This is a genomic window from Geobacillus sp. FJAT-46040 (genome assembly GCF_002335725.1).
Classification (GTDB): domain Bacteria; phylum Bacillota; class Bacilli; order Bacillales; family Anoxybacillaceae; genus Geobacillus; species Geobacillus thermoleovorans.
Genome location: NZ_NISS01000001.1, coordinates 2,996,627 through 3,015,949 on the forward strand (window position 1 = coordinate 2,996,627; position 19,323 = coordinate 3,015,949).

Here is a 19,323-nt window from a genome sequence, read left to right on the forward strand (position 1 = left end):
CAAATTGGAGCGTGGATTGCGAAAAGTTGTTCCCCATGCGGTCAGTTTGCTTGTTGTTCCATTTGTGACCGTCATTTTGACGGGATTTATTACGATTTTGGCCATTGGTCCGCTCGGCAATTTGATTGGCGATGGGATTACGAAGGTGTTGAACTTTGTTTACCATTATGGCGGTGCGTTAGCTGGCCTTATCTTTGGCGGATTGTACTCGATGATCGTCATTACCGGTGTGCATCATAGCTTTCATGCCATTGAAGCGAACTTGTTGGCGAAACTTGGGGTCAACTATTTACTGCCAATTTGGTCGATGGCCAACGTCGCCCAAGGCGGCGCCGGTTTGGCTGTATTTGTCAAATCGAAGCGGACAAAAACAAAAGAGATTGCGTTGCCGGCGGCCTTGTCAGCTTTTTTAGGCATTACCGAGCCAGTCATTTTCGGGGTGAACTTAAAATACCGGAAGCCGTTTATCGCTGCGGCCATTGGCGGCGCGCTCGGCGGAGCGTACGTCGTATTTACGAATGTAGTAGCTAATGCCTACGGGTTGACCGGCATCCCGATGATCGCCATCGTTGCGCCGGAAGGGCTCACGAACTTAATGCACTACTTAATCGGTTTTGCCATTGCCGTCGTTTCAGCGTTTGTGGCGACATTCCTTCTAAAGTTCCGTGAAGAAGAAGAGTGAGGGGACAAGCGGATGAAATCCGAACAGGAACAGAAACTTATTGAACAAGCATACGCTGAAGTCGAAAAATATGAGACTCTTGTCAATCGTGACCGGTATCGGCTTCGCTACCATCTCATGCCTCCTGTCGGGTTGATGAACGATCCAAACGGGCTGATCGACTGGCACGGAACGTATCACGTCTTCTACCAATGGATGCCGTTTCGCACCGGCCATGGCGCCAAGTTCTGGGGGCATTATACATCCCCAGACTTGGTTCATTGGCAAGCAGCGCCGATTGCGTTAGCGCCAAGCGAATGGTATGACAAAGATGGTTGCTATTCCGGCAGTGCGATTAGTTGCGATGGAAAACTCGTGCTGTTTTACACTGGCAATGTGAAAGATGAACAAGGAAACCGCCAAACGTACCAATGCATGGCCGTATCGGAAGATGGCATTCATTTTACAAAAAAAGGCGTCGTCATTACACTTCCGGACGGATATACGGCCCATTTCCGCGATCCGAAAGTATGGCGGTATCAGGGCCATTGGTATATGATCCTGGGGGCGCAAAGCGAAAGCGGCGATGGAAAAGCGGTGCTGTTTCGTTCCGCTGATCTTTGTCATTGGGAGCATCTTGGCCCAATTGCTGGCGGCAACATGAACGGGCTTGGTCCGTTTGGCTATATGTGGGAATGCCCAGACTTGTTTCCATTAGATGGGCAAGACGTACTCATCGTCTGCCCGCAAGGATTAAAACCGGACGGCATGCGCTACCAAAACGTCTACCAGTCAGGTTATTTTGTCGGCCGCTTCGACTACGAACGGGCCGAATTCCTTCACGGGACGTTTGAGGAGCTTGATCGCGGCTTTGAATTTTACGCCCCGCAAACGATGCTTGACCGGAACGGGCGGCGCATCCTCATCGGCTGGATGGGCGTGCCGGACCAGGATGAAGACCGTCAGCCGACAGTGAGCCACCGCTGGGTGCACGCGCTCACCTTGCCGCGCGAACTTCGCCTCACTGGCGGCAAGCTGAGACAGACGCCAGTGGAAGAGCTGAAACAGTTGCGCAAACAAAAAGTAGCATATCCAAGCGCCACTGTGGTGAATGAGCTGAGGTCATGGCCGGGACTCGAGGGAGATGCGATCGAACTTCGCCTCGACAATATCGAACTGTTCGGAAGCATGATGGAAATTTACTTTCGCCATGCGGCTCGCCTTGTTTACAATAGTGACGAAGGGGTATTGACGCTTGAACGGAAAAGCTTTGTGAACGGGCTGACGGAGAAGCGGCAATGTCGATTGCCACGTCTTCGTTCGCTTCATGTTTTCCTTGATACGTCATCGATCGAACTGTTCGTCAATGATGGCGAAGAGACGTTCACTGCGCGGTTTTTTCCGCATCCGGACGACCGAACGATTCTGTTCGGAACCCACGGACATCTTCATATGGATATCGAGAAATGGGATTTGTTAAGATGAACTTGCAGTAAACAGGCTGCCAAACAAGCGCTGGTCGTTTGGCGGCTTTTTTATCATTTCGGGTCAAGAAGCGCCATTCCCAGCGAGGGCGTAGGGGAGAGATCGTTTCCGTGTGGCGGTTCGTTTTGTGAGAGAATGAGCAATATATGATTGAATTTGCCCCTTTCCCCTTCTATAATGAATATAGATCATGTCTTGACACTAATAATGACAGGGGGATACACATGAATCAACCGATGATTTCCCAGCGCAAGCTGTTAGGCATTGCCGGTCTCGGTTGGCTGTTTGACGCGATGGATGTCGGCATGTTGTCGTTTTTGATGGCGGCCTTGCAAAAAGACTGGAATTTGACGGCCGGCCAAGTCGGCTGGATCGGCAGCGTCAACTCGATCGGCATGGCGGTTGGGGCGCTCGTGTTCGGATTGCTTGCGGACCGGATCGGGCGGAAAAACGTTTTTATTTTCACATTGTTGCTGTTCTCGCTTGGCAGTGGGCTGTCGGCGCTGACGACGACGTTGGCGGCGTTTTTGGCGCTCCGCTTTTTGATCGGCATGGGACTTGGCGGCGAGCTGCCGGTCGCGTCAACGCTCGTCTCAGAAGCGGTGCCAGCTAAGGATCGCGGCCGGGCTGTCGTGCTGCTCGAGAGCTTTTGGGCTGGCGGTTGGCTGTTGGCGGCGCTCATCTCGTATTTCGTCATACCAGCTTACGGATGGCGGACGGCGTTATGGCTGGCGGCGATTCCAGCGCTGTATGCGATCTATTTGCGCCTCCGCCTGCCCGATTCGCCGCGGTTTGCGGCCGCGCAAAAAGAGGAGACGGTGTGGAGCAATATCGTCAAAGTATGGTCCGCTCCTTATCGGAAAGAGACGGTCATGCTTTGGCTCCTTTGGTTTTGCGTCGTCTTTTCGTATTACGGCATGTTTTTATGGCTGCCGAGTGTCATGGTCATGAAAGGGTTCAGCTTGATTAAAAGTTTTGAGTACGTGCTCATCATGACGCTGGCGCAATTGCCCGGCTATTTCAGCGCCGCATGGCTGATCGAGCGGGCGGGGCGGAAATTTGTCTTGGTCACGTACTTGCTTGGCACATCATTGAGCGCTTACTTTTTCGGCACGGCCGAGTCGCTCGTCGGGCTGATGGCATCCGGCATTTTCTTGTCGTTTTTCAACCTCGGCGCTTGGGGAGCGCTGTATGCCTATACGCCGGAGCAGTATCCGACGTCGATTCGTGCGACCGGCGCCGGCATGGCGGCGGCGTTTGGCCGCATCGGCGGCATTTTTGGCCCACTGTTGGTCGGCTCGCTTGTCGCCCAAGGGGTGTCGGTGACGGCCATTTTCACGCTGTTTTGCCTCGCTGTTCTTGTCGCCGTTCTTTCTGTCGCCGTCCTCGGCAAAGAGACGAAGCAGCAAGAGCTCGCTTAAGTTGACAAATCAAACGGAGGGCTATACCTTAAGGGTAAGCCCTTTTTTGTTCGGATCATGAAGAGAGGCGGTGGATTCCTTGCGCCCGTTCGTATCGGTCGTCATCCCGACGTACAATCGCCCGTATCCGCTTGCCGAGCTGCTCGAGGCGTTGAGCCGGCAGACATACCGCCATTTTGAGGTGATCATTGTCAATGACGGCGGCATCCCCGTTCATGATGTCGTCGCCTTGTATCCAGAGCTTGACATCTGTCTCATCGACCGCCGCGACAACGAAGGACATGTCGCCGCCCGCAACGAAGGCGTCAAGGCGGCGCGTGGCGACCTCATCATGCTTTGCGACGACGACGATTTAGTGTTGCCGTGCCATCTCGAGCGGATGGTCGCGGCGCTCGAGCATGCGGACTTCGCCTATGCCGATGCGGAAATTGTCCAGTATCGGGTGGAAAACGACCAGCGTGTTCCATCCGCCCGTTTTTTATTTGCCTATGAGTATGATTTGGAAGCGATGCGGACGTTTTCGACGTACGTCCCGTCTGGAAGCGTGTATCGAAAATCGCTCCATGACGAGATCGGCTGCTTTGACACGACTGTCCACCATTATTGGGACTGGGACTTCTTTTTGCGGGCCGCCTCTGTATGCCGCGTCACCCGTGTCGCGGCGGCGACCGTGTTGTACGCGTTCAGCCCGGACGGCGACAACGTGTCGCGACATATGAACGACAAGCGGCGCCAATATTTGCGGCGGCTTTGCGAGAAGCATGGGCTTGGGGACTTGCTGATGAAAAATTTTTGGCTCTTGCTTGACGAGCCGGAAGTCGCGAAGCGCCGGGCGAAAAGCGAAGTCATCTGGGACGGGAAGCCCGTCGTGTCGCGGTTTTGGGCGCAAAAAAATGCGAGCGACCATTGACATAGGTCTTTCTGGTTTGCTATGATAGTGGACAAAATCATATATGGATCGCGATGACGGATCAATAGTAGTTAACCCTCTCTTCCCAAGCGAGCCGGGGGCGGTGGGAGCCCGGTGAAGACGGTTAATGAAACGGCAGTCCGGAGCGGAAATGGCAAAAAGGGGATGCGTGATTTGCGCATCAACTAGGGTGGAACCGCGGGAGCTACGCTCTCGTCCCTAGGCACAAGGCCTAGGGGCGAGGGCGTTTTTGATTGGTGGACATCACATTGAAGGAGGATGAACACGATGGCTGTCACAATGGAAGAAATCGTCGCACATGCCAAGCATCGTGGCTTCGTGTTTCCGGGCTCGGAAATTTACGGCGGGCTGGCGAACACGTGGGATTACGGCCCGCTTGGCGTCGAGCTGAAAAACAACATCAAACGGGCGTGGTGGAAAAAGTTCGTCCAAGAGTCACCGTACAACGTCGGGCTCGACGCCGCCATTTTAATGAACCCGAGAACGTGGGAAGCGTCCGGTCACTTAGGCAACTTCAACGATCCGATGGTCGACTGCAAACAGTGCAAAGCGCGCCACCGCGCCGACAAGCTGATTGAGAAGGCGCTCGAGGAAAAAGGGATCGAGATGATCGTCGACGGTTTGCCGCTTGTCAAGATGGATGAACTCATCAAGGAATACGACATCGCCTGCCCGGAATGCGGCAGCCGCGATTTCACGAACGTTCGCCAGTTCAACTTAATGTTTAAAACGTACCAAGGCGTCACCGAGTCGAGCGCCAACGAAATTTATTTGCGCCCAGAGACAGCGCAAGGCATTTTCGTCAACTTCAAAAACGTCCAGCGCACGATGCGCAAAAAATTGCCGTTTGGCATCGCGCAAATCGGCAAAAGTTTTCGCAATGAAATTACGCCGGGCAACTTTACGTTCCGCACGCGCGAATTTGAACAGATGGAGCTCGAGTTTTTCTGCAAGCCCGGTGAGGAGCTGCAATGGTTTGACTATTGGAAACAGTTTTGCAAGGACTGGCTGCTGTCGCTCGGCATGAAGGAGGACAACATCCGCCTGCGCGACCATGCGAAGGAAGAATTGTCCCACTACAGCAACGCCACGACGGACATCGAGTACCATTTCCCGTTCGGCTGGGGCGAGCTGTGGGGCATCGCGTCGCGCACGGATTACGATTTGAAGCGGCATATGGAATACTCGGGCGAGGATTTCCATTATCTCGACCAAGAAACGAACGAGCGCTACATCCCGTACTGCATTGAGCCGTCGCTTGGCGCTGACCGCGTCACGCTGGCGTTTATGATCGACGCCTATGACGAAGAAGAGCTGGAAGACGGCACGACGAGAACGGTGATGCACTTGCATCCGGCGCTTGCGCCGTACAAAGCGGCTGTCTTGCCGCTGTCGAAAAAGCTCGCGGACGGGGCGCACCGCATTTATGAAGAGCTGGCGAAACATTTCATGGTCGACTATGACGAAACCGGCTCGATCGGCAAGCGGTACCGCCGCCAAGATGAAATCGGCACGCCGTTTTGCATCACGTACGACTTTGAGTCTGAACAAGACGGCCAAGTGACCGTGCGCGACCGCGACACGATGGAGCAAGTGCGGCTGCCGATTGGAGAGCTCAAAGCCTTTTTAGAGGAAAAAATCGCTTTTTGATGACGGGAACGGAGGCTGTCTCAAAAGATCGTGAAACCGAGCTTTCGCAGACAGCCTCTTTTTTTGATCCTTCACCCCTCTGAGTTTGACGGTTTGAGGTCATCTAAAAGAGCCAAAATGCTTTGCTCGCAAAGATTTCACATGCGGATCCTAGAGAGGCGATGATCTCGTACAAAATCCTGCTATTCCATCTGTGTCTCAGCGAAAAACGGAAACGGGAGTGTAAATGATGAAGGTTCATTTACAACTTGTGGTGAAGAGCCTGCTCATCTACAGTAAAATTAATAACCTGACTTCTTGAAACATGATATAATTATGTATAAAACCTCAACCAAGGTGGGGATGCAAATGAGCACTAACAAAAAAAGGAGCCGTGGCGCATATCATATAACAACTGGAACGGCAAAACGCCCAATTTTAAAGAGAATAGTGCGTCAAAACCGTCATCATTACCGAATTGGACCATCTGTTCTAACAGAAGAGCAAATGAAGGAGGTCATTCAAGTGCGATCTAAAAAAAAGAAGCTAACCAAGGAAGAAAAGAAAGCGTTACACAAACGTCTGGCTGGCAGTACGAAGTTATTTAGCAAAGAAGGCGTGTTGGAATCATTAAGAATTGCAAATAGAGAAGAGTGGGAGGATTAAGCATTGTCAACCAAAGTACTAATCGATACAAATATATACGCAGCACATGAAATGGGTTACCCTGATGCAGTAGAGTTCATTGAACAGCTGATTGAAGATGAGGTAGAGATTATTATGACTACCTTCATTGAGATGGAGATCATGTCTCATTTCGAAATCGAAACAGATCCTGATATAAGAGAAAATAGAAAAGGATATATTCAAATGGCTGATCAAATCTATGAAGTCACTAGAGAAGATATGGAGCTAGCAGCTGACATAAGAAGAAAAGCGAGAGCGGACAGTACACGCAAAAAGAGTATTAAAGCACCAGATGCTCTTGTTGCAGCTGCAGCTCTTCTACATAATGCCATATTAGTTAGTAATAACGATAAAGACTTTCATTGGATTCGAGATAACTATACTTATAAAGATCGAAAGTTAGATTATGTGAATCCGATAATAGATAAGAAAGCTTACGGCGAGTTTGTCAAAACCTATATCGAAAGCAGAGGGTTTTAGAAATTTTATTTGAACATATTATCCCTTATGGCAACCCGATTAACGACATTCGTGACCCCATCACCAAAATATTTCCAAAATACGTCTTCCGCAACAAGATATTTTCCAATCCGATTACCGCAAAATAAAATTAATCCATTCAACGGAACTAAGACTGCGATCGACAAGTGGGCGCCTATATTTTCTTGCTCAATGCTGAACAGGGCTTTAATGGAGTCTAACCGATCGGTCCTTGCCTAGGGGGAAACGGCAGTCAAGTTGGTTGTGGGGTGCTCTTCCTACCGCAAAGCCGCCCGTTCGTTGGAGTCGATCGTGAGAGATGCGGTCCTCAGCCATGAATGGTAAAATAGAAGCACAGACTAGTTCCTGTATCCTGCACGAATCAAGGAGGTTAGCCATCATGGAAGGAAAACCAATCTACTACGATGGCAGCGGTCATCTGCCTAGCGAAAATGAAAGCGGTGTCAAAAGCGAACCGTTTACGCTCACCGATGAGATACGAAAACAAATCAGCGGCAACCCGTTTGTCGTGGAACAAAGCGAGTAACATTGCCTTGGAGAAAGGCAATTTTTTTTTTTGCGGTCAAATCGTTTGCCAAATGTGTCGGATCTTTATATAATTATCTCTGATTGGAGATATTTGAATTCAAAATAATTGAATGCCGCTTGAACAAAGTGCAAACACTAAAGTGCCGAGATCATCACGAAAGGGAGTATGCATCATGACAAAAGTATTGTACATCACCGCCCATCCGCACGACGACACGCAGTCTTACAGCATGGCGGTCGGAAAAGCGTTTATCGACACATACAAACAAGTGCATCCGGATCATGAAGTCATTCATCTTGATTTATACAAGGAATACATTCCGGAAATCGACGTCGACGTGTTCAGCGGCTGGGGCAAACTTCGCTCCGGGAAATCGTTTGAAGAGCTGTCTGACGAAGAAAAAGCGAAAGTCGGGCGGATGAACGAGCTGTGCGAGCAGTTTATTTCCGCCGACAAATATGTATTCGTCACGCCGATGTGGAACTTTTCGTTCCCGCCGGTGTTAAAGGCGTATATTGACGCCGTGGCGGTCGCCGGCAAGACGTTTAAATATACGGAACAAGGGCCGGTCGGATTGCTTACTGATAAAAAAGCGCTCCACATTCAAGCGCGCGGCGGTTTCTACTCCGAAGGCCCGGCGGCGGAAATGGAAATGGGCCATCGGTATTTAAGCGTCATCATGCAATTTTTCGGTGTTCCGTCATTTGAAGGGTTGTTTGTCGAAGGGCATGCGGCGGTGCCGGAAAAGGCGGAAGAAATTAAAGCGAACGCCATCGCTCGGGCGAAAGACTTGGCGCACACGTTTTAACGGGAGGCCGAGTATTGCGCGGGAAATGGTTGCAAACTTGGCCTGGGAGCCTCTTCATCCGGAGAGGCTCCTTTTTTATTGGACAAACCAAACGGCCGTGACGTTCATATACGCTGGCGGGGAGCCGTATGGTATAGCCTGATCAATAAAGTCCCTATTTCTTCGTGAGAAATTTTCCTCGATAAATACATAAAACCCCAGCACCGAAGTACTGGGGCAAAAACCATGAATTCCCCGCTGACGGGGTGAAATGGCCTGCGACGCGGCAGGCAACTTATCATTAGGTTATGATTCTCTTGGCGATAATATGCAAAGAGAGGAACCATTTAGGCTCCTCTCCGTTGTCAAAACAAACGAATCCACGTTTTTTCACGTGTGAAATGGTCTGTGACGAGACAGACAACTTATTTTGTACTCTAAGTATAGAAAAAACCTAGGGAAATGTCAATACGTCATAAATACGTCGTCAATACATTGTAAATACGTTACAGGTCAAATACCCATTTTACACGGTTCATAATCTTATTTAAGTCATCCTCGTTTATATTGCCGATCTTTGAGATTCAGTACAAATATGAAATGCCTGAAGATCAAAGAGAATTAAACGACCAAAAAGCACTGGCAATTGATTTAGGATTAAACAATCTTGCCACTTGTGTCACATCAGACGGCAGATCATTTATCATTGATGGGCGGAGATTAAAAAGTATAAATCAATGGTTTAACAAAGAAAATGCCAGACTTCAAAGCATAAAAGATAAGCAAAAAATCAAAGGCACCACTCGTAAACAGGATGTCAATGGCGCATTAAACATCTTAAAGAAAAGTAAAGCTGTAGACCTGAGTGTCTTATGCTCTAGCGGCGAAGTGGACACGCCTCAAAGAATAAGGATTGCTTGAAGCAGTCAAACTTCTTTGGAAGCCCCCACTTCAAATTTTCGCTAGAAAATTAAGTGGGGGTAGTTCACACCGCCACGCTCATGATTGTATCACATCTTGTCCTTAAAGTTCGGCCACGCTGCAATATTTTTTTGCGCTATACATTCCCATTATTTTGTCGTTGCAGGATATCTCCCATCACCAATAGAATGGTATTTGTCGAAGGGCATGCGGCGGTGCCGGAAAAGGCGGAAGAAATCAAAGCGAACGCCATCGCCCGGGCGAAAGACTTGGCGCACACGTTTTAACGGGAGAACGGGTATTGCGCGGAAAATGGCCGCAAACTTGGCCTGGGAGCCTCTTCATCCGGAGAGGCTCCTTTTTTATTGGACAAACCAAACGGCCGTGACGTGCATATACGCTGGCGGGGAGCCGTATGGTATAATAAGCCATATAGAATGAAGAGTGGAGGTTCCTCGTTGGTGAAGGAATACGAACGATATCGCCTGGTGCGTCTGCACAGCGCGATGGCCGTGCTGGCGGCCGGAATGTTTGGCTTGCTTCTGTTTGCGGCCGGCAGGCTGCCTGTTTCGCCTGGATTCTATCATTCTATTCATCTTGCCTTAGGGCTCGACGTGATGGTCGTTTGCTGGCTTGTCGCCGTGCAAGGATGGTCTGTGTTTCCGCATACGTTGTCAATGGAGCGGCTGATGATGGGGGCGCTGTTTTTCTCCTCAGGCTTGTTGTTTTCGCTGCATGTTGTCTTGTCTTTTGCATCTGATGGTGTGGAAGCGTCCCCTTTTTCGCTCTCGGCCCGATTGACGCTTGCCTGGGGGCTTCTTTTTCTGTTTTCGCGCCGCGATGAGGTGATGGAACGGCAAAGCGGGCAACGCTGGCAGGCGTTTTTGGCCGCGTTTTTGTATACGGCGGCTGTTAGTTTGTTCATCCACATCACGTCCCCGTTTTGGCCAGCGCATGGGACGAGCCGCTGGCCGTTTTGGTGGCGCGCAGGGGAAGGAGCGGTCGGTTTGCTTGATGCAGCGGCGGCCGTGTTCGCATGGCGGCGTTTTCGGCAAGGGAGGGCTCCCGCTTCCCTATACTGGTCTATGGCGCTTCTATTATTTGCCCTCGGCCAATGGCTGCTTATGCTTGGCGGCGGCCATGCGCTATGGGGGCAGCTGTACGAAGTGGCCGGATTTTTGTATGTCGTGCGCGCGATGTATGTGGAAACGATCGAAAAGCCATATGTGGAGCTGAAGCAACACGAACAGCAGCTGGAAATGATGGCGAACGCCCTTGGCGAGGGATTGATGATGTTAAACCGCGACGGCCGGATCGTATGGATGAACCCGGAAGCGGGCCGTTTGCTTGGCCTTGATCCGGAGGAAGCGAAAGGGAAGCCGCTGTTTTCCTTTGTCTCGCTCGCCGGGCCAGACGGCGACAAGTGGGACTGGAAGCGGCTGCGCCGTGTTGTCAAACAGCTGAAAAGCGGCGAGGTGATTCGCGTCGAGGAGGAGCCGTTTCGCCGCCATGACGGCGTGTGCCTGCCGGTCGGCTACACGCTGGCGCCGGTGATGGAAAACGGTGCGCTGACAGGGCTTGTCGCCGTTTTGCGCGACATGACGGAGAAAAAAGAGAAAGAGCGGCTCGAGCGCGAGAGGGAACAGCTCGACTTTGAACTGTCGCTTGCCGCGAATATGCAACGGGCGCTTTTGCAGACATCGTCGAAGGCGGATTTGCCTTCGTACGTCGACATCAGCGTCCTCAGCGTCCCTGCCCGAGTGTTGAGCGGCGATTTCTACCACTTTGCCGTCCATCAAACATCGGTCTCAGCTTGCATTGCCGATGTATCGGGAAAAGGGATTCCAGCGGCAATGCTCATGACGCTGATGAAATTTATTCTGGACCGGACCGTTCATTACGGAACGCAGCCGCACGTGTATCTTGACCTGCTGAACCGATTCGCCTACGACTACACCGAGCCGTCGATGTTTGTCACGATGTTTGTCGGCAATTACAACGAAAAGACGCATACGTTCTCGTACGCGTGCGCTGGGCACGAACCGGCGCTTTGGTACCGGGCGAAAACGAAACAATGCGTGCCGCTTCACGCGAAAGGGTGCGCGCTCGGGTTGTTTCCGCAATTTTCGTTTGAGACGAAGTCGGTAGTGCTCGAGCCGGGTGATTTTGTGCTGCTGTACACCGATGGGGTGACCGAAAAACGCGGCGAAGAGGCGGACGATGATTTTTCCGTCCTCGCCTCGATGGTTGCCCGCGTCAATTTGGACCAGCCGGCAGCGCAAATCGTCCGCGATTTGTACGAGCATATCAAGGCGTACCACCAATACGAACAAAAAGACGACCAGACGTTGTTGTTGCTCCGCCGCCGCTGATGCCGCCCTAGCCGGCCGGCGGCGGCGTTTTTGGCTGTTACGACGGGTAGGCAGCGGCCAGCTGCCGTTTCAGCTTTTCGATCGCCCGCTTTTGAATGCGGCTGATCGTCATTTGCGAGACGCCAAGCCGTTCAGCGAGCGACCGTTGCGTCTCGCCGCGGCGGAAGACGGCGTCGATGACGATTTGTTCTTGCTCGCTCAGTTTGCCGATCGCCTGCTCTAAATCCATTCGCTCGATCAGCGACTCAATTTCGTTCGCTTCATCCGCGACGAATTCACCGATCGTCGTCGCATCCTTTTCCCCGTCTTGCACCGGGGCGTCGAGCGAAATCGCCTGGTAATGGTCGCGGCCGGCTAAAATCTCGATCGTCTCTTCCACCGATAAGCCTAAATGGGCGGCAATTTCATCTATGTTCGGCGACCGCTCGAGCTTGACGGTCAGTTCGTCGATGGCTTGCTGCACTTTGCTTCCTTTCTCTTTCACCCGGCGCGGCACTTGGATATACCACGCTTTGTCGCGCAAATAGTTTTTCATATAGCCGATCAAGCTTTTCATCGCATACGATTCAAAGTTTGTTCCTTGGTTCGGGTCGTAATGGTCAAGAAGGCGCAAAAACGACAGCCGGCCGACTTGAAACAAGTCTTCGTAAAAATCAGGGCGGCTGCGCGCCATTTTTTTCGCTGCGGCCGCAATGAGCGGCTCAAAACGCACGAGCAACGCTGTCGCCGCTTCTTCCGTCTTCGTTTGTTGATAGGCGGAAATAAGGGCGTCAAGCTTGCTCTTGGACAGAGGAGGGGGATATACAGTCATGGGCATGCTCTCCTTCGCCGTGAAGGCGGAATTTCGTCAGGCGGACTTCCGTTCCGCCTTTGGTCGTAACGCGGACGTCATCCATGAGCGCTTCCATTAAAAAGAGGCCGAGGCCGCCGACTTTCACATCTTGGAGTGGCTTGCCGGACAGCGACGCCGCCTGTTTGGTCGCCCGTTTGTAGTCAAACCCTTTTCCCTCATCTTTAATGACGATGGAAAGCGCATCGGCGCTCATCTCAAAACGGAGGTGAATATCGCCGCTTCTTCCGTTGTAGGCGTGAAGCACGACGTTGTTGCACGCTTCGGAGACGGCGACTTTCATATCTTCGATTTCTTCATAGGAAAATCCCATTTTGGCAGCCAGCCCGTATAACGTCAAACGCACGATGTCAAGAAACTGTGCATCGGCTGGAATCGACAGCTGTACGATCGTTTCGTGCTCTTTCATGATTGGCCTCCGATCCTTTCTGACGCATCGTTCATTTCGGAAAAAAAGTAGGATACTCCAGTTAAATCGAACAGACGCCGCACTTTCGGCGGCACGTTTTCAATGGCAAACGGCGCCCCGAGTTGATGCCGCGTTTTTAACAGCGCTACAAACATGCCGATCCCGGTGCTGTCAATATACGTTAAATCTTCGAGACGAAGAACGAGCGGTTTGGACGCATCGCCGGCGAGCGGTTCGACGGTGCGTTGAAATTGCTCGGCTGCCGCCAGGTCCAGTTCGCCTTTTATGTATACAACGTGCCGATCCGGCTGTTCGTCATGAACAAGACGGAATCGTTTCTGATCCATTTCTTTCACCCCACTGTGCGTTTGATGGATATCCCGGTGTTGCGTTGGCGCCGACGGCTTAGCTTGTCCGGCCTTTGGCGTTTACGCTTTCTATACCCATATTTTATACTTGTTGAAACAGGGAATGTCGAATGAAAAGGGGACATGATGATGGAAAGATGGAAACAATGGGCGAAGAGAATAAAAAAGGAGATTTTTGTCCTCTATTCCGCCTGCCGCGACCGGCGTGTTCCGGTTTGGCTGCGGCAGGGGATTGGCGCATTTCCTGTTGGGGAAACAGGTTTCGCTATGGTTGCCTCAATCTGAACATTCACTTCGCTTTGACGCTGGTGTCTTTTGGGCTACAATGATAAAAGGGAAAAAGCCGATGGCAAAGGAGTTGCTCGCAATGCCGATTCTCAAAAACGACTGGGCTCCGCTGCTTGAAGAGGAGTTTCAAAAGCCGTACTACTTAAAGCTGCGCGAGTTTTTAAAAGAGGAGTACCGGACGCGGACGATCTATCCCGATATGCACGATATTTTCAACGCCCTTCATTATACACCGTATGCAAACGTCAAAGTCGTGCTGCTCGGGCAAGATCCGTACCACGGCCCGGGACAGGCGCACGGGCTTAGTTTTTCCGTCAAGCCGGGCGTGCCGGTGCCGCCGTCCTTAGCGAACATTTTTAAAGAGCTGCATGACGACCTTGGCTGCTATATACCAGATAACGGCTATCTCGTCAAATGGGCCGAGCAAGGGGTGTTATTGTTAAACACGGTGTTGACGGTCCGCCGCGGCCAGGCGAACTCCCATCGCGGCAAAGGGTGGGAACAATTCACCGACCGCGTCATTGAGCTCGTCAATGAAAAAGACGATCCGGTCGTCTTTTTGCTTTGGGGCCGGAACGCTCAGGAGAAAAAAGAACGGATTACGAATCCGCGCCATCTGATTATTGAAGCGCCGCACCCGAGCCCGTTTTCCGCCGCGCGCGGCTTTTTCGGCCATCGCCCGTTTTCGCGGACGAACGCGTTTTTAACCAAGCACGGACGCGAACCGATCGATTGGCAAATCGAGAACATCGGCGCCCGCGCTGAATGAAGAAAGGGGGAAGATATCATGACGATCTCTTTGGCGGCGGTTGTCGCCAAAATGGAAGACGAATTGCGCAAGGCAAAGGCGGCCCATGACCCGCAGCGGATGCGTGAACATGTCGCTGCCATTCGCGTTTTATGCGATTTGATGCTGGAAACGACAGGCCAGCCGCAGCCGTCCGTTCCGTCTGTCTCGACAGAGTCGCTTGCCGTCGGCGGGCCGATTTCGGTTGCTGGCGGGCTTTCGCTTGGAGGTGTTTCCGTCGGAGGACGTTCTCCCGACATTGACGATGAGGCGAACGGGGAGTCGTTGTTGGATTTTTGAGGGGGCAACGAAACACCGTGGAAAACGGTCTTCTCCACGGGGAATGTTGATCAACAGAACTCCGTTGAATCGCTTGCCTTTGTTTGCGCCAAAAAACAAGAAGCGGTTCACCGGCTTGGATGCGGGTCTTGCCGGTGGCGCTCCCGATTGACCGGTTCTGTCGAGTGAAGTGGCTGACATTCATTAGTAATTTGTTGTCGGGGAACATTCCCATTATTATTAATGAATGAGGGAAAACAATCTTTCATTAGAAAGGCGGAACAGCTATGAAAACATTCGTCCTTCTCGGCGCGCTCAATGCGTTTTTAGCCGTCGCATTGGGAGCGTTTGGCGCGCACGGGCTTGAAGGGAAGATTCCGGATCGTTATTTGGAGATTTGGAAAACGGCGGTCCAATACCAGATGTTCCACGCATTAGGGCTGCTTGTTGTCGGATTGCTCGCTGGCAAGGCGCCAAATGTCGGGCTGATCGGTGCGGCGGGCTGGGTGATGTTCGCCGGCATCGTGTTGTTTTCCGGGAGCTTGTACGTATTAAGTGTAACGCAGATTAAGCCGCTTGGCGCGATCACTCCGTTTGGCGGCGTCGCTTTTTTGGTCGCCTGGGTGATGATCGGATATGCGGCGTTGAAATGGCTGTAAGCGAAGCGCGGGCAAGGTGTACCCCGAACAGGAAATCACGCGCCGTCCAAACCATCAGTAGACACCTCTTTTGTGTCATTTACCACCATTATATAAGGCCGTGTAGTAGCAGCTTGTGATGGCCATCACGTCAACCAAAAAAAGAAGGTTGCCATCGGCAACCTTCTTGTCAAAAGACAGTTTTTCCGTTTAGCGTGGAGAATACGTAGCAAGCGGTGTTGCGGCTGTAGCACCGGCAAACGGATATTCGTAGGCGATTTCTCCTTCAAATGTGACGTAATTGAGGTAAATCATCAGGATCAAATAGCGTGTGCCTGTTTGTGGGTCGCTTAAAATGACATGGTCACGTCCAGCCGCTTCAATGACGCCGCGAAACACCTTGGCATTCCACTCACGGTTGTTTTCAAACGTCGCATAGATAGTGGCAACTTTTCCTTTGTTTAACCGTAAAATGTTTTCAATGTACGATTCTTCAATCGGCAGCATCCCTGGAATCGATGGGCCGGTGGTGGTCGGCATCGGTGTCGGGGCCGTAAACGTCGGCGCCTGCAAACCGAACGTCGGAGCGGCAGCCGCTTGCGGATAGTAATAATACGGGTACGCCGCCGGATAGTACGGCTGCGGATACGGATAGCCGTATGGATAGGATGCATACGGTTGTTGCCGTTCTTGACCGAACGGCGAATAATAAAATGATTGTTGCTCCTCATCAAGTGGATAAAATTGATTTTCTGGATTGTTCGGCATAAAGAACCCTCCTCAATATTAAGAATAGACACGTGGGCAGTCGGATGGAGTCGGTGCAAAAAAGCAATGCGATTTGTAGCGTCCGACGTTCCACTGGCCAAACCATTGCGGTGGGCACGGTTGACCTTCAGGTGGTTTAAAAAACCAAAGGGCGTTTGTCGCTGGGTGGTAGCGCCAACCGCGGAGCACTTGGCGGGCTAGGCCTATATCCACTTTGCGCGCCCGTTGGTAAAAGTACCCTTTTTGCACCGCCTCAAAGCCGCCCGGGCTTTGAAACACCATTTGCCGGATAGTGCGGATGCCGCGGAAGTCAAGGCAGTCGGCGATGACGCGGTTGACGCCGACGTTGCCGACCATGAGCATCCCAAGCCGCCCGTCTCCTTCCGCTTCGGCTCGCATGAGCCGAGCCAACAACTTCACTTCCTCTTCTGTGTGGGCTACAATGGAGGGAGCGATCTGACCCATATCGTCACCTCAGTCGTTGTGAATTTCGACAGTAATAGGCTATTGATGGAACAGGAAAATGGTGACAGACAGATAGGCGATTTCTCGGAGGAATTTCTGATTTATATGTATGGGGCAGTTGGGCTGGATATGACAGAAACAGGGGAGGTTGACCAAAAAGGGAAACCCGTTGCGCAAGAAAGACCCGTAACATGATGTGCAAAGGGATGACGGCGGAAGAAATCGCTCGTTTGGCTGACCTTTCAGGGGGAGGAGCTCGCCGGTTGCTTGAAGAACAGGAAAATAAGCGAAGGGCCCTGCCGCGTTTGGGCCCCTCTTTTTTATACATGGAAGAACGAAGGAACTTTTTCCACCGACAAGCGAGTGCCGACGAAAAATGAACCAAACTCGCCAAAGCGGGCGCTCACTTCATCAAAGCGCATTTCATAGACGAGCTTTTTGAACTGGAGTGCATCATCTGAAAACAAGGTGACGCCCCATTCAAAATCATCCAAGCCGACGGAGCCGGTGATGATTTGCGTCACTTTGCCGGCGTATTTTCGGCCGGTCATGCCGTGGGCGCGCATGAGTTCGCGCCGCTGTTCCATCGACAACATGTACCAGTTGTCGTTGCCTTGGCGCCGCTTGTCCATCGGATAGAAGCAAATGTAGTTCGTTTTCGGCAAAATTGGATACAAACGGCGGCGCACCTCTGGAATTTGGTACGGATCTTCGCTGCCGGACGCCAAGTAGTTGCTCAACTCCACGACCGAAACGTACGAATACGCAGGTAATAAATAGTCGGCGAGTTTCGTTTTGTTAAGCGCTGTTTCGATTTCATGCAGCTCATCCAGCGTCGGCCGCAAAATCATGAACAAAATATCGGCTTTTTGCCCGACGATCGTGTAGACGGCATGGCTTCCTTGCTTCTCGCTTTCCGTCGTCTCCCATTGGTCGACAAGCGCTAAAAACTCACTGATCGCTGCCTCGCGCTCTTCGTTTGGAAGTGTTTTCCACGCGCTCCAGTCGATCGTGCGGAAATCGTGCAAACAATACCAACCGTCCAACGTTTGGGCCGCTTCGCTCATCATCGTCACTCCTTTATTCAATCAATTGTACAGTACCACTATATCATAGTTTGGCCAAAAAAGCGGCTATCAGCGCATCAAAGTGGAAGTAGACTGAATTGTGGCAAAAGGTGAATTATTTGTTGTAAAGGCTTACCTGCGTTGCGTTTCTGGCGAGAAGCGGTATGCTTAATGTAGAGAAAGGCTGATGCTTGGAGACAGGCGGGCCAACCGTGAAGGAGGCATGAATCGTGACAACCGATTTATTTACGGCATTAAAAGCGAAAGTAACCGGTACGGGTCGAAAAATCGTGTTTCCCGAGGGAACCGATGACCGCATCTTAACGGCGGCGAGCCGTTTGGCGACGGAGCAAGTGCTTCAGCCGATCGTCCTTGGCGATGAGCAAGCGATAAGGGTGAAAGCAGCGGCGCTTGGCTTGCCGCTTGAAGGGGTGGAGATTGTCAACCCGCGCCGCTACGGCGGGTTTGATGAGCTAGTTTCGGCGTTTGTGGAGCGGCGCAAAGGGAAAGTGACAGAAGAAACGGCGCGCGAGTTGCTTTTCGATGAAAACTATTTCGGTACGATGCTCGTTTATACGGGAGCGGCCGACGGCCTCGTCAGCGGGGCGGCACATTCGACGGCGGATACGGTCCGACCAGCCTTGCAAATCATTAAAACGAAGCCAGGCGTTGGCAAAACGTCCGGCGTGTTCATCATGGTGCGCGGCGACGAAAAATATGTGTTTGCCGATTGCGCCATCAACATTGCTCCTAACAGTCAAGATTTGGCTGAAATCGCGGTCGAGAGCGCCCGGACGGCCAAAATGTTCGGCCTTAAGCCGCGCGTAGCGCTGTTAAGCTTTTCCACGAAAGGGTCGGCCTCGTCGCCGGAGACGGAAAAAGTCGTTGAGGCGGTGCGGTTGGCGAAAGAAATGGCGCCGGATCTGATCCTTGACGGTGAGTTTCAATTTGACGCCGCGTTTGTGCCAGAGGTGGCGAAAAAGAAAGCGCCGGACTCGGTCATTCAAGGGGACGCAAATGTCTTTATTTTCCCGAGCCTTGAGGCGGGCAACATCGGCTACAAAATCGCCCAGCGCCTTGGTGGCTTTGAAGCGGTTGGCCCGATTTTGCAAGGGCTGAACAAGCCGGTGAACGACCTATCGCGCGGCTGCAGCGCCGAAGACGCCTACAAGCTCGCGCTCATCACCGCGGCGCAGTCGCTTGGGGAGTAAAGAGGCGGCGAACTGAGCAAGAGGAGTCGGAACCGGTTCGTTTTGCCAAAGAATGGGCGACACCTTGTTTCATGCATGGATTCGTGTCAAAGAAGGCGGCTGGCTGCTGTTTAGCCGCTTTCTTTTTTAACGGATTTCCGAAAGAAGTCTTCCATCTCAAGGAACGCGAAGGGTGTAACCCAGTGAGTAGGTGGGAGATGAATGTCGGTTGGCGTTAGCCAACGAATAGGATAGAATATGGCTAGAACGGACACCTTCGGAACGAAGGG

Annotated in this window: 20 protein-coding genes and 4 pseudogenes; 17 read left to right on the forward strand and 7 right to left on the reverse strand. The window is 51.9% G+C overall.

Translation table 11 applies throughout. The annotated features are described in order from the left end of the window. From CD000_RS16000 to CD000_RS16040, 10 genes and pseudogenes are all read left to right on the forward strand, one after another. Positions 1 to 682 (forward strand): PTS transporter subunit EIIC (locus CD000_RS16000; protein WP_158225563.1); only part of this gene is annotated, 682 nt, incomplete at its 5' end. Between the two features lie 12 nt (positions 683 to 694). After that, a complete protein-coding gene (locus CD000_RS16005; RefSeq protein WP_096226024.1) occupies positions 695 to 2,146 on the forward strand; it encodes a glycoside hydrolase family 32 protein in 1,452 nt (483 codons plus the stop codon). A gap of 224 nt (positions 2,147 to 2,370) precedes the next feature. Further along, positions 2,371 to 3,567, forward strand: coding sequence for an MFS transporter (locus CD000_RS16010; protein WP_096226025.1), 1,197 nt, complete (start codon positions 2,371 to 2,373; stop codon positions 3,565 to 3,567). 79 nt (positions 3,568 to 3,646) lie between these two features. Further along, on the forward strand, positions 3,647 to 4,477 hold the full coding sequence (locus tag CD000_RS16015) for a glycosyltransferase family 2 protein (protein WP_096226026.1): 831 nt from the start codon (positions 3,647 to 3,649) through the stop codon (positions 4,475 to 4,477). Between the two features lie 288 nt (positions 4,478 to 4,765). Beyond that, on the forward strand, positions 4,766 to 6,148 hold the full coding sequence (locus tag CD000_RS16020) for a glycine--tRNA ligase (protein WP_096226027.1): 1,383 nt from the start codon (positions 4,766 to 4,768) through the stop codon (positions 6,146 to 6,148). A gap of 348 nt (positions 6,149 to 6,496) precedes the next feature. Next, the gene (locus CD000_RS16025) at positions 6,497 to 6,793 is read left to right on the forward strand and encodes a hypothetical protein (protein ID WP_033009761.1); all 297 of its coding nucleotides are present in this window, start codon (positions 6,497 to 6,499) and stop codon (positions 6,791 to 6,793) included. A 3-nt stretch (positions 6,794 to 6,796) separates the two neighbouring features. Then, positions 6,797 to 7,294 (forward strand): PIN domain-containing protein, encoded by a 498-nt coding sequence (locus tag CD000_RS16030; protein WP_033009759.1) that lies wholly within the window; start codon positions 6,797 to 6,799, stop codon positions 7,292 to 7,294. Between the two features lie 158 nt (positions 7,295 to 7,452). Continuing rightward, positions 7,453 to 7,633, forward strand: a pseudogene (locus CD000_RS18275) (UPF0236 family transposase-like protein); the annotation flags it as partial. A 61-nt stretch (positions 7,634 to 7,694) separates the two neighbouring features. Further along, complete coding sequence (locus CD000_RS16035) at positions 7,695 to 7,841, forward strand: hypothetical protein (RefSeq protein WP_193443078.1); 147 nt, start codon at positions 7,695 to 7,697, stop codon at positions 7,839 to 7,841. A gap of 175 nt (positions 7,842 to 8,016) precedes the next feature. Beyond that, positions 8,017 to 8,652, forward strand: coding sequence for an FMN-dependent NADH-azoreductase (locus tag CD000_RS16040; protein WP_015376094.1), 636 nt, complete (start codon positions 8,017 to 8,019; stop codon positions 8,650 to 8,652). Positions 8,653 to 9,137: 485 nt separating this feature from the next. Here CD000_RS16040 and CD000_RS19620 read toward each other — a convergent pair. Then, positions 9,138 to 9,206: pseudogene (locus tag CD000_RS19620) on the reverse strand (type II toxin-antitoxin system PemK/MazF family toxin); the annotation flags it as partial. Between the two features lies 1 nt (position 9,207). Between CD000_RS19620 and CD000_RS16050 the strand changes: the two are divergent. The 3 genes and pseudogenes from CD000_RS16050 to CD000_RS16060 all read left to right on the forward strand — a co-directional run. Then, positions 9,208 to 9,552: pseudogene (locus CD000_RS16050) on the forward strand (transposase); the annotation flags it as partial. Positions 9,553 to 9,743: 191 nt separating this feature from the next. Further along, positions 9,744 to 9,839: pseudogene (locus tag CD000_RS16055) on the forward strand (FMN-dependent NADH-azoreductase); the annotation flags it as partial. Between the two features lie 174 nt (positions 9,840 to 10,013). Beyond that, positions 10,014 to 11,924, forward strand: coding sequence for a SpoIIE family protein phosphatase (locus CD000_RS16060; RefSeq protein ID WP_096226310.1), 1,911 nt, complete (start codon positions 10,014 to 10,016; stop codon positions 11,922 to 11,924). Positions 11,925 to 11,961: 37 nt separating this feature from the next. On the opposite strand, the gene CD000_RS16065 is transcribed toward CD000_RS16060, so the two are convergent. From CD000_RS16065 to CD000_RS16075, 3 genes are read right to left on the reverse strand one after another with little or no spacing between them, the layout of a single operon-like run. Next, positions 11,962 to 12,735, reverse strand: coding sequence for a sigma-70 family RNA polymerase sigma factor (locus tag CD000_RS16065; RefSeq protein ID WP_033011024.1), 774 nt, complete (start codon positions 12,733 to 12,735; stop codon positions 11,962 to 11,964). Continuing rightward, positions 12,695 to 13,183, reverse strand: a complete 489-nt coding sequence (gene rsbW, locus CD000_RS16070) for an anti-sigma B factor RsbW (protein WP_050367997.1) — start codon at positions 13,181 to 13,183, stop codon at positions 12,695 to 12,697. Before rsbW ends, CD000_RS16065 begins: the two co-directional genes overlap by 41 nt. Next, positions 13,180 to 13,530, reverse strand: a complete 351-nt coding sequence (locus tag CD000_RS16075) for an STAS domain-containing protein (protein ID WP_033011022.1) — start codon at positions 13,528 to 13,530, stop codon at positions 13,180 to 13,182. Before CD000_RS16075 ends, rsbW begins: the two co-directional genes overlap by 4 nt. 388 nt (positions 13,531 to 13,918) lie before the next feature. On the opposite strand from CD000_RS16075, the gene CD000_RS16080 reads away from it, so the two are divergent. The 3 genes from CD000_RS16080 (at position 13,919) to CD000_RS16090 (ending at position 15,564) form a co-directional block, all read left to right on the forward strand. After that, positions 13,919 to 14,608 (forward strand): uracil-DNA glycosylase, encoded by a 690-nt coding sequence (locus CD000_RS16080; protein WP_096226311.1) that lies wholly within the window; start codon positions 13,919 to 13,921, stop codon positions 14,606 to 14,608. A gap of 18 nt (positions 14,609 to 14,626) precedes the next feature. Beyond that, positions 14,627 to 14,926, forward strand: a complete 300-nt coding sequence (locus CD000_RS16085) for a YwdI family protein (RefSeq protein WP_011232887.1) — start codon at positions 14,627 to 14,629, stop codon at positions 14,924 to 14,926. A 266-nt stretch (positions 14,927 to 15,192) separates the two neighbouring features. After that, positions 15,193 to 15,564 carry a DUF423 domain-containing protein gene (locus tag CD000_RS16090; RefSeq protein ID WP_015376087.1) on the forward strand — a complete coding sequence of 124 codons (372 nt, stop codon included), beginning with the start codon at positions 15,193 to 15,195 and terminating at the stop codon, positions 15,562 to 15,564. 189 nt (positions 15,565 to 15,753) lie between these two features. Here the strand turns inward: CD000_RS16090 and gerQ are convergent, their stop codons facing one another. From gerQ to hemQ, 3 genes are all read right to left on the reverse strand, one after another. Further along, positions 15,754 to 16,311, reverse strand: coding sequence for a spore coat protein GerQ (gerQ, locus tag CD000_RS16095; protein WP_096226029.1), 558 nt, complete (start codon positions 16,309 to 16,311; stop codon positions 15,754 to 15,756). A gap of 18 nt (positions 16,312 to 16,329) precedes the next feature. Next, positions 16,330 to 16,776 carry a cell wall hydrolase gene (locus tag CD000_RS16100; protein ID WP_096226030.1) on the reverse strand — a complete coding sequence of 149 codons (447 nt, stop codon included), beginning with the start codon at positions 16,774 to 16,776 and terminating at the stop codon, positions 16,330 to 16,332. Positions 16,777 to 17,096: 320 nt separating this feature from the next. Continuing rightward, the gene (gene hemQ / locus CD000_RS16105) at positions 17,097 to 17,843 is read right to left on the reverse strand and encodes a hydrogen peroxide-dependent heme synthase (RefSeq protein ID WP_011232883.1); all 747 of its coding nucleotides are present in this window, start codon (positions 17,841 to 17,843) and stop codon (positions 17,097 to 17,099) included. Positions 17,844 to 18,073: 230 nt separating this feature from the next. On the opposite strand from hemQ, the gene pta reads away from it, so the two are divergent. After that, the gene (pta, locus tag CD000_RS16110) at positions 18,074 to 19,054 is read left to right on the forward strand and encodes a phosphate acetyltransferase (protein WP_055359061.1); all 981 of its coding nucleotides are present in this window, start codon (positions 18,074 to 18,076) and stop codon (positions 19,052 to 19,054) included. The last annotated feature ends 269 nt before the right edge of the window (positions 19,055 to 19,323 follow it).

Coding starts and splice junctions, on each gene's coding strand:
- rsbW (WP_050367997.1), bottom strand. CDS start 13,183: ATGAAAGAGCACGAAACGATCGTACAGCTGTCGATTCCAGCCGATGCA.
- CD000_RS16010 (WP_096226025.1), top strand. CDS start 2,371: ATGAATCAACCGATGATTTCCCAGCGCAAGCTGTTAGGCATTGCCGGT.
- CD000_RS16020 (WP_096226027.1), top strand. CDS start 4,766: ATGGCTGTCACAATGGAAGAAATCGTCGCACATGCCAAGCATCGTGGC.
- CD000_RS16085 (WP_011232887.1), top strand. CDS start 14,627: ATGACGATCTCTTTGGCGGCGGTTGTCGCCAAAATGGAAGACGAATTG.
- CD000_RS16100 (WP_096226030.1), bottom strand. CDS start 16,776: ATGGGTCAGATCGCTCCCTCCATTGTAGCCCACACAGAAGAGGAAGTG.
- CD000_RS16090 (WP_015376087.1), top strand. CDS start 15,193: ATGAAAACATTCGTCCTTCTCGGCGCGCTCAATGCGTTTTTAGCCGTC.
- gerQ (WP_096226029.1), bottom strand. CDS start 16,311: ATGCCGAACAATCCAGAAAATCAATTTTATCCACTTGATGAGGAGCAA.
- CD000_RS16080 (WP_096226311.1), top strand. CDS start 13,919: ATGCCGATTCTCAAAAACGACTGGGCTCCGCTGCTTGAAGAGGAGTTT.
- CD000_RS16025 (WP_033009761.1), top strand. CDS start 6,497: ATGAGCACTAACAAAAAAAGGAGCCGTGGCGCATATCATATAACAACT.
- CD000_RS16040 (WP_015376094.1), top strand. CDS start 8,017: ATGACAAAAGTATTGTACATCACCGCCCATCCGCACGACGACACGCAG.
- CD000_RS16075 (WP_033011022.1), bottom strand. CDS start 13,530: ATGGATCAGAAACGATTCCGTCTTGTTCATGACGAACAGCCGGATCGG.
- CD000_RS16065 (WP_033011024.1), bottom strand. CDS start 12,735: ATGACTGTATATCCCCCTCCTCTGTCCAAGAGCAAGCTTGACGCCCTT.
- hemQ (WP_011232883.1), bottom strand. CDS start 17,843: ATGAGCGAAGCGGCCCAAACGTTGGACGGTTGGTATTGTTTGCACGAT.
- CD000_RS16035 (WP_193443078.1), top strand. CDS start 7,695: ATGGAAGGAAAACCAATCTACTACGATGGCAGCGGTCATCTGCCTAGC.
- CD000_RS16005 (WP_096226024.1), top strand. CDS start 695: ATGAAATCCGAACAGGAACAGAAACTTATTGAACAAGCATACGCTGAA.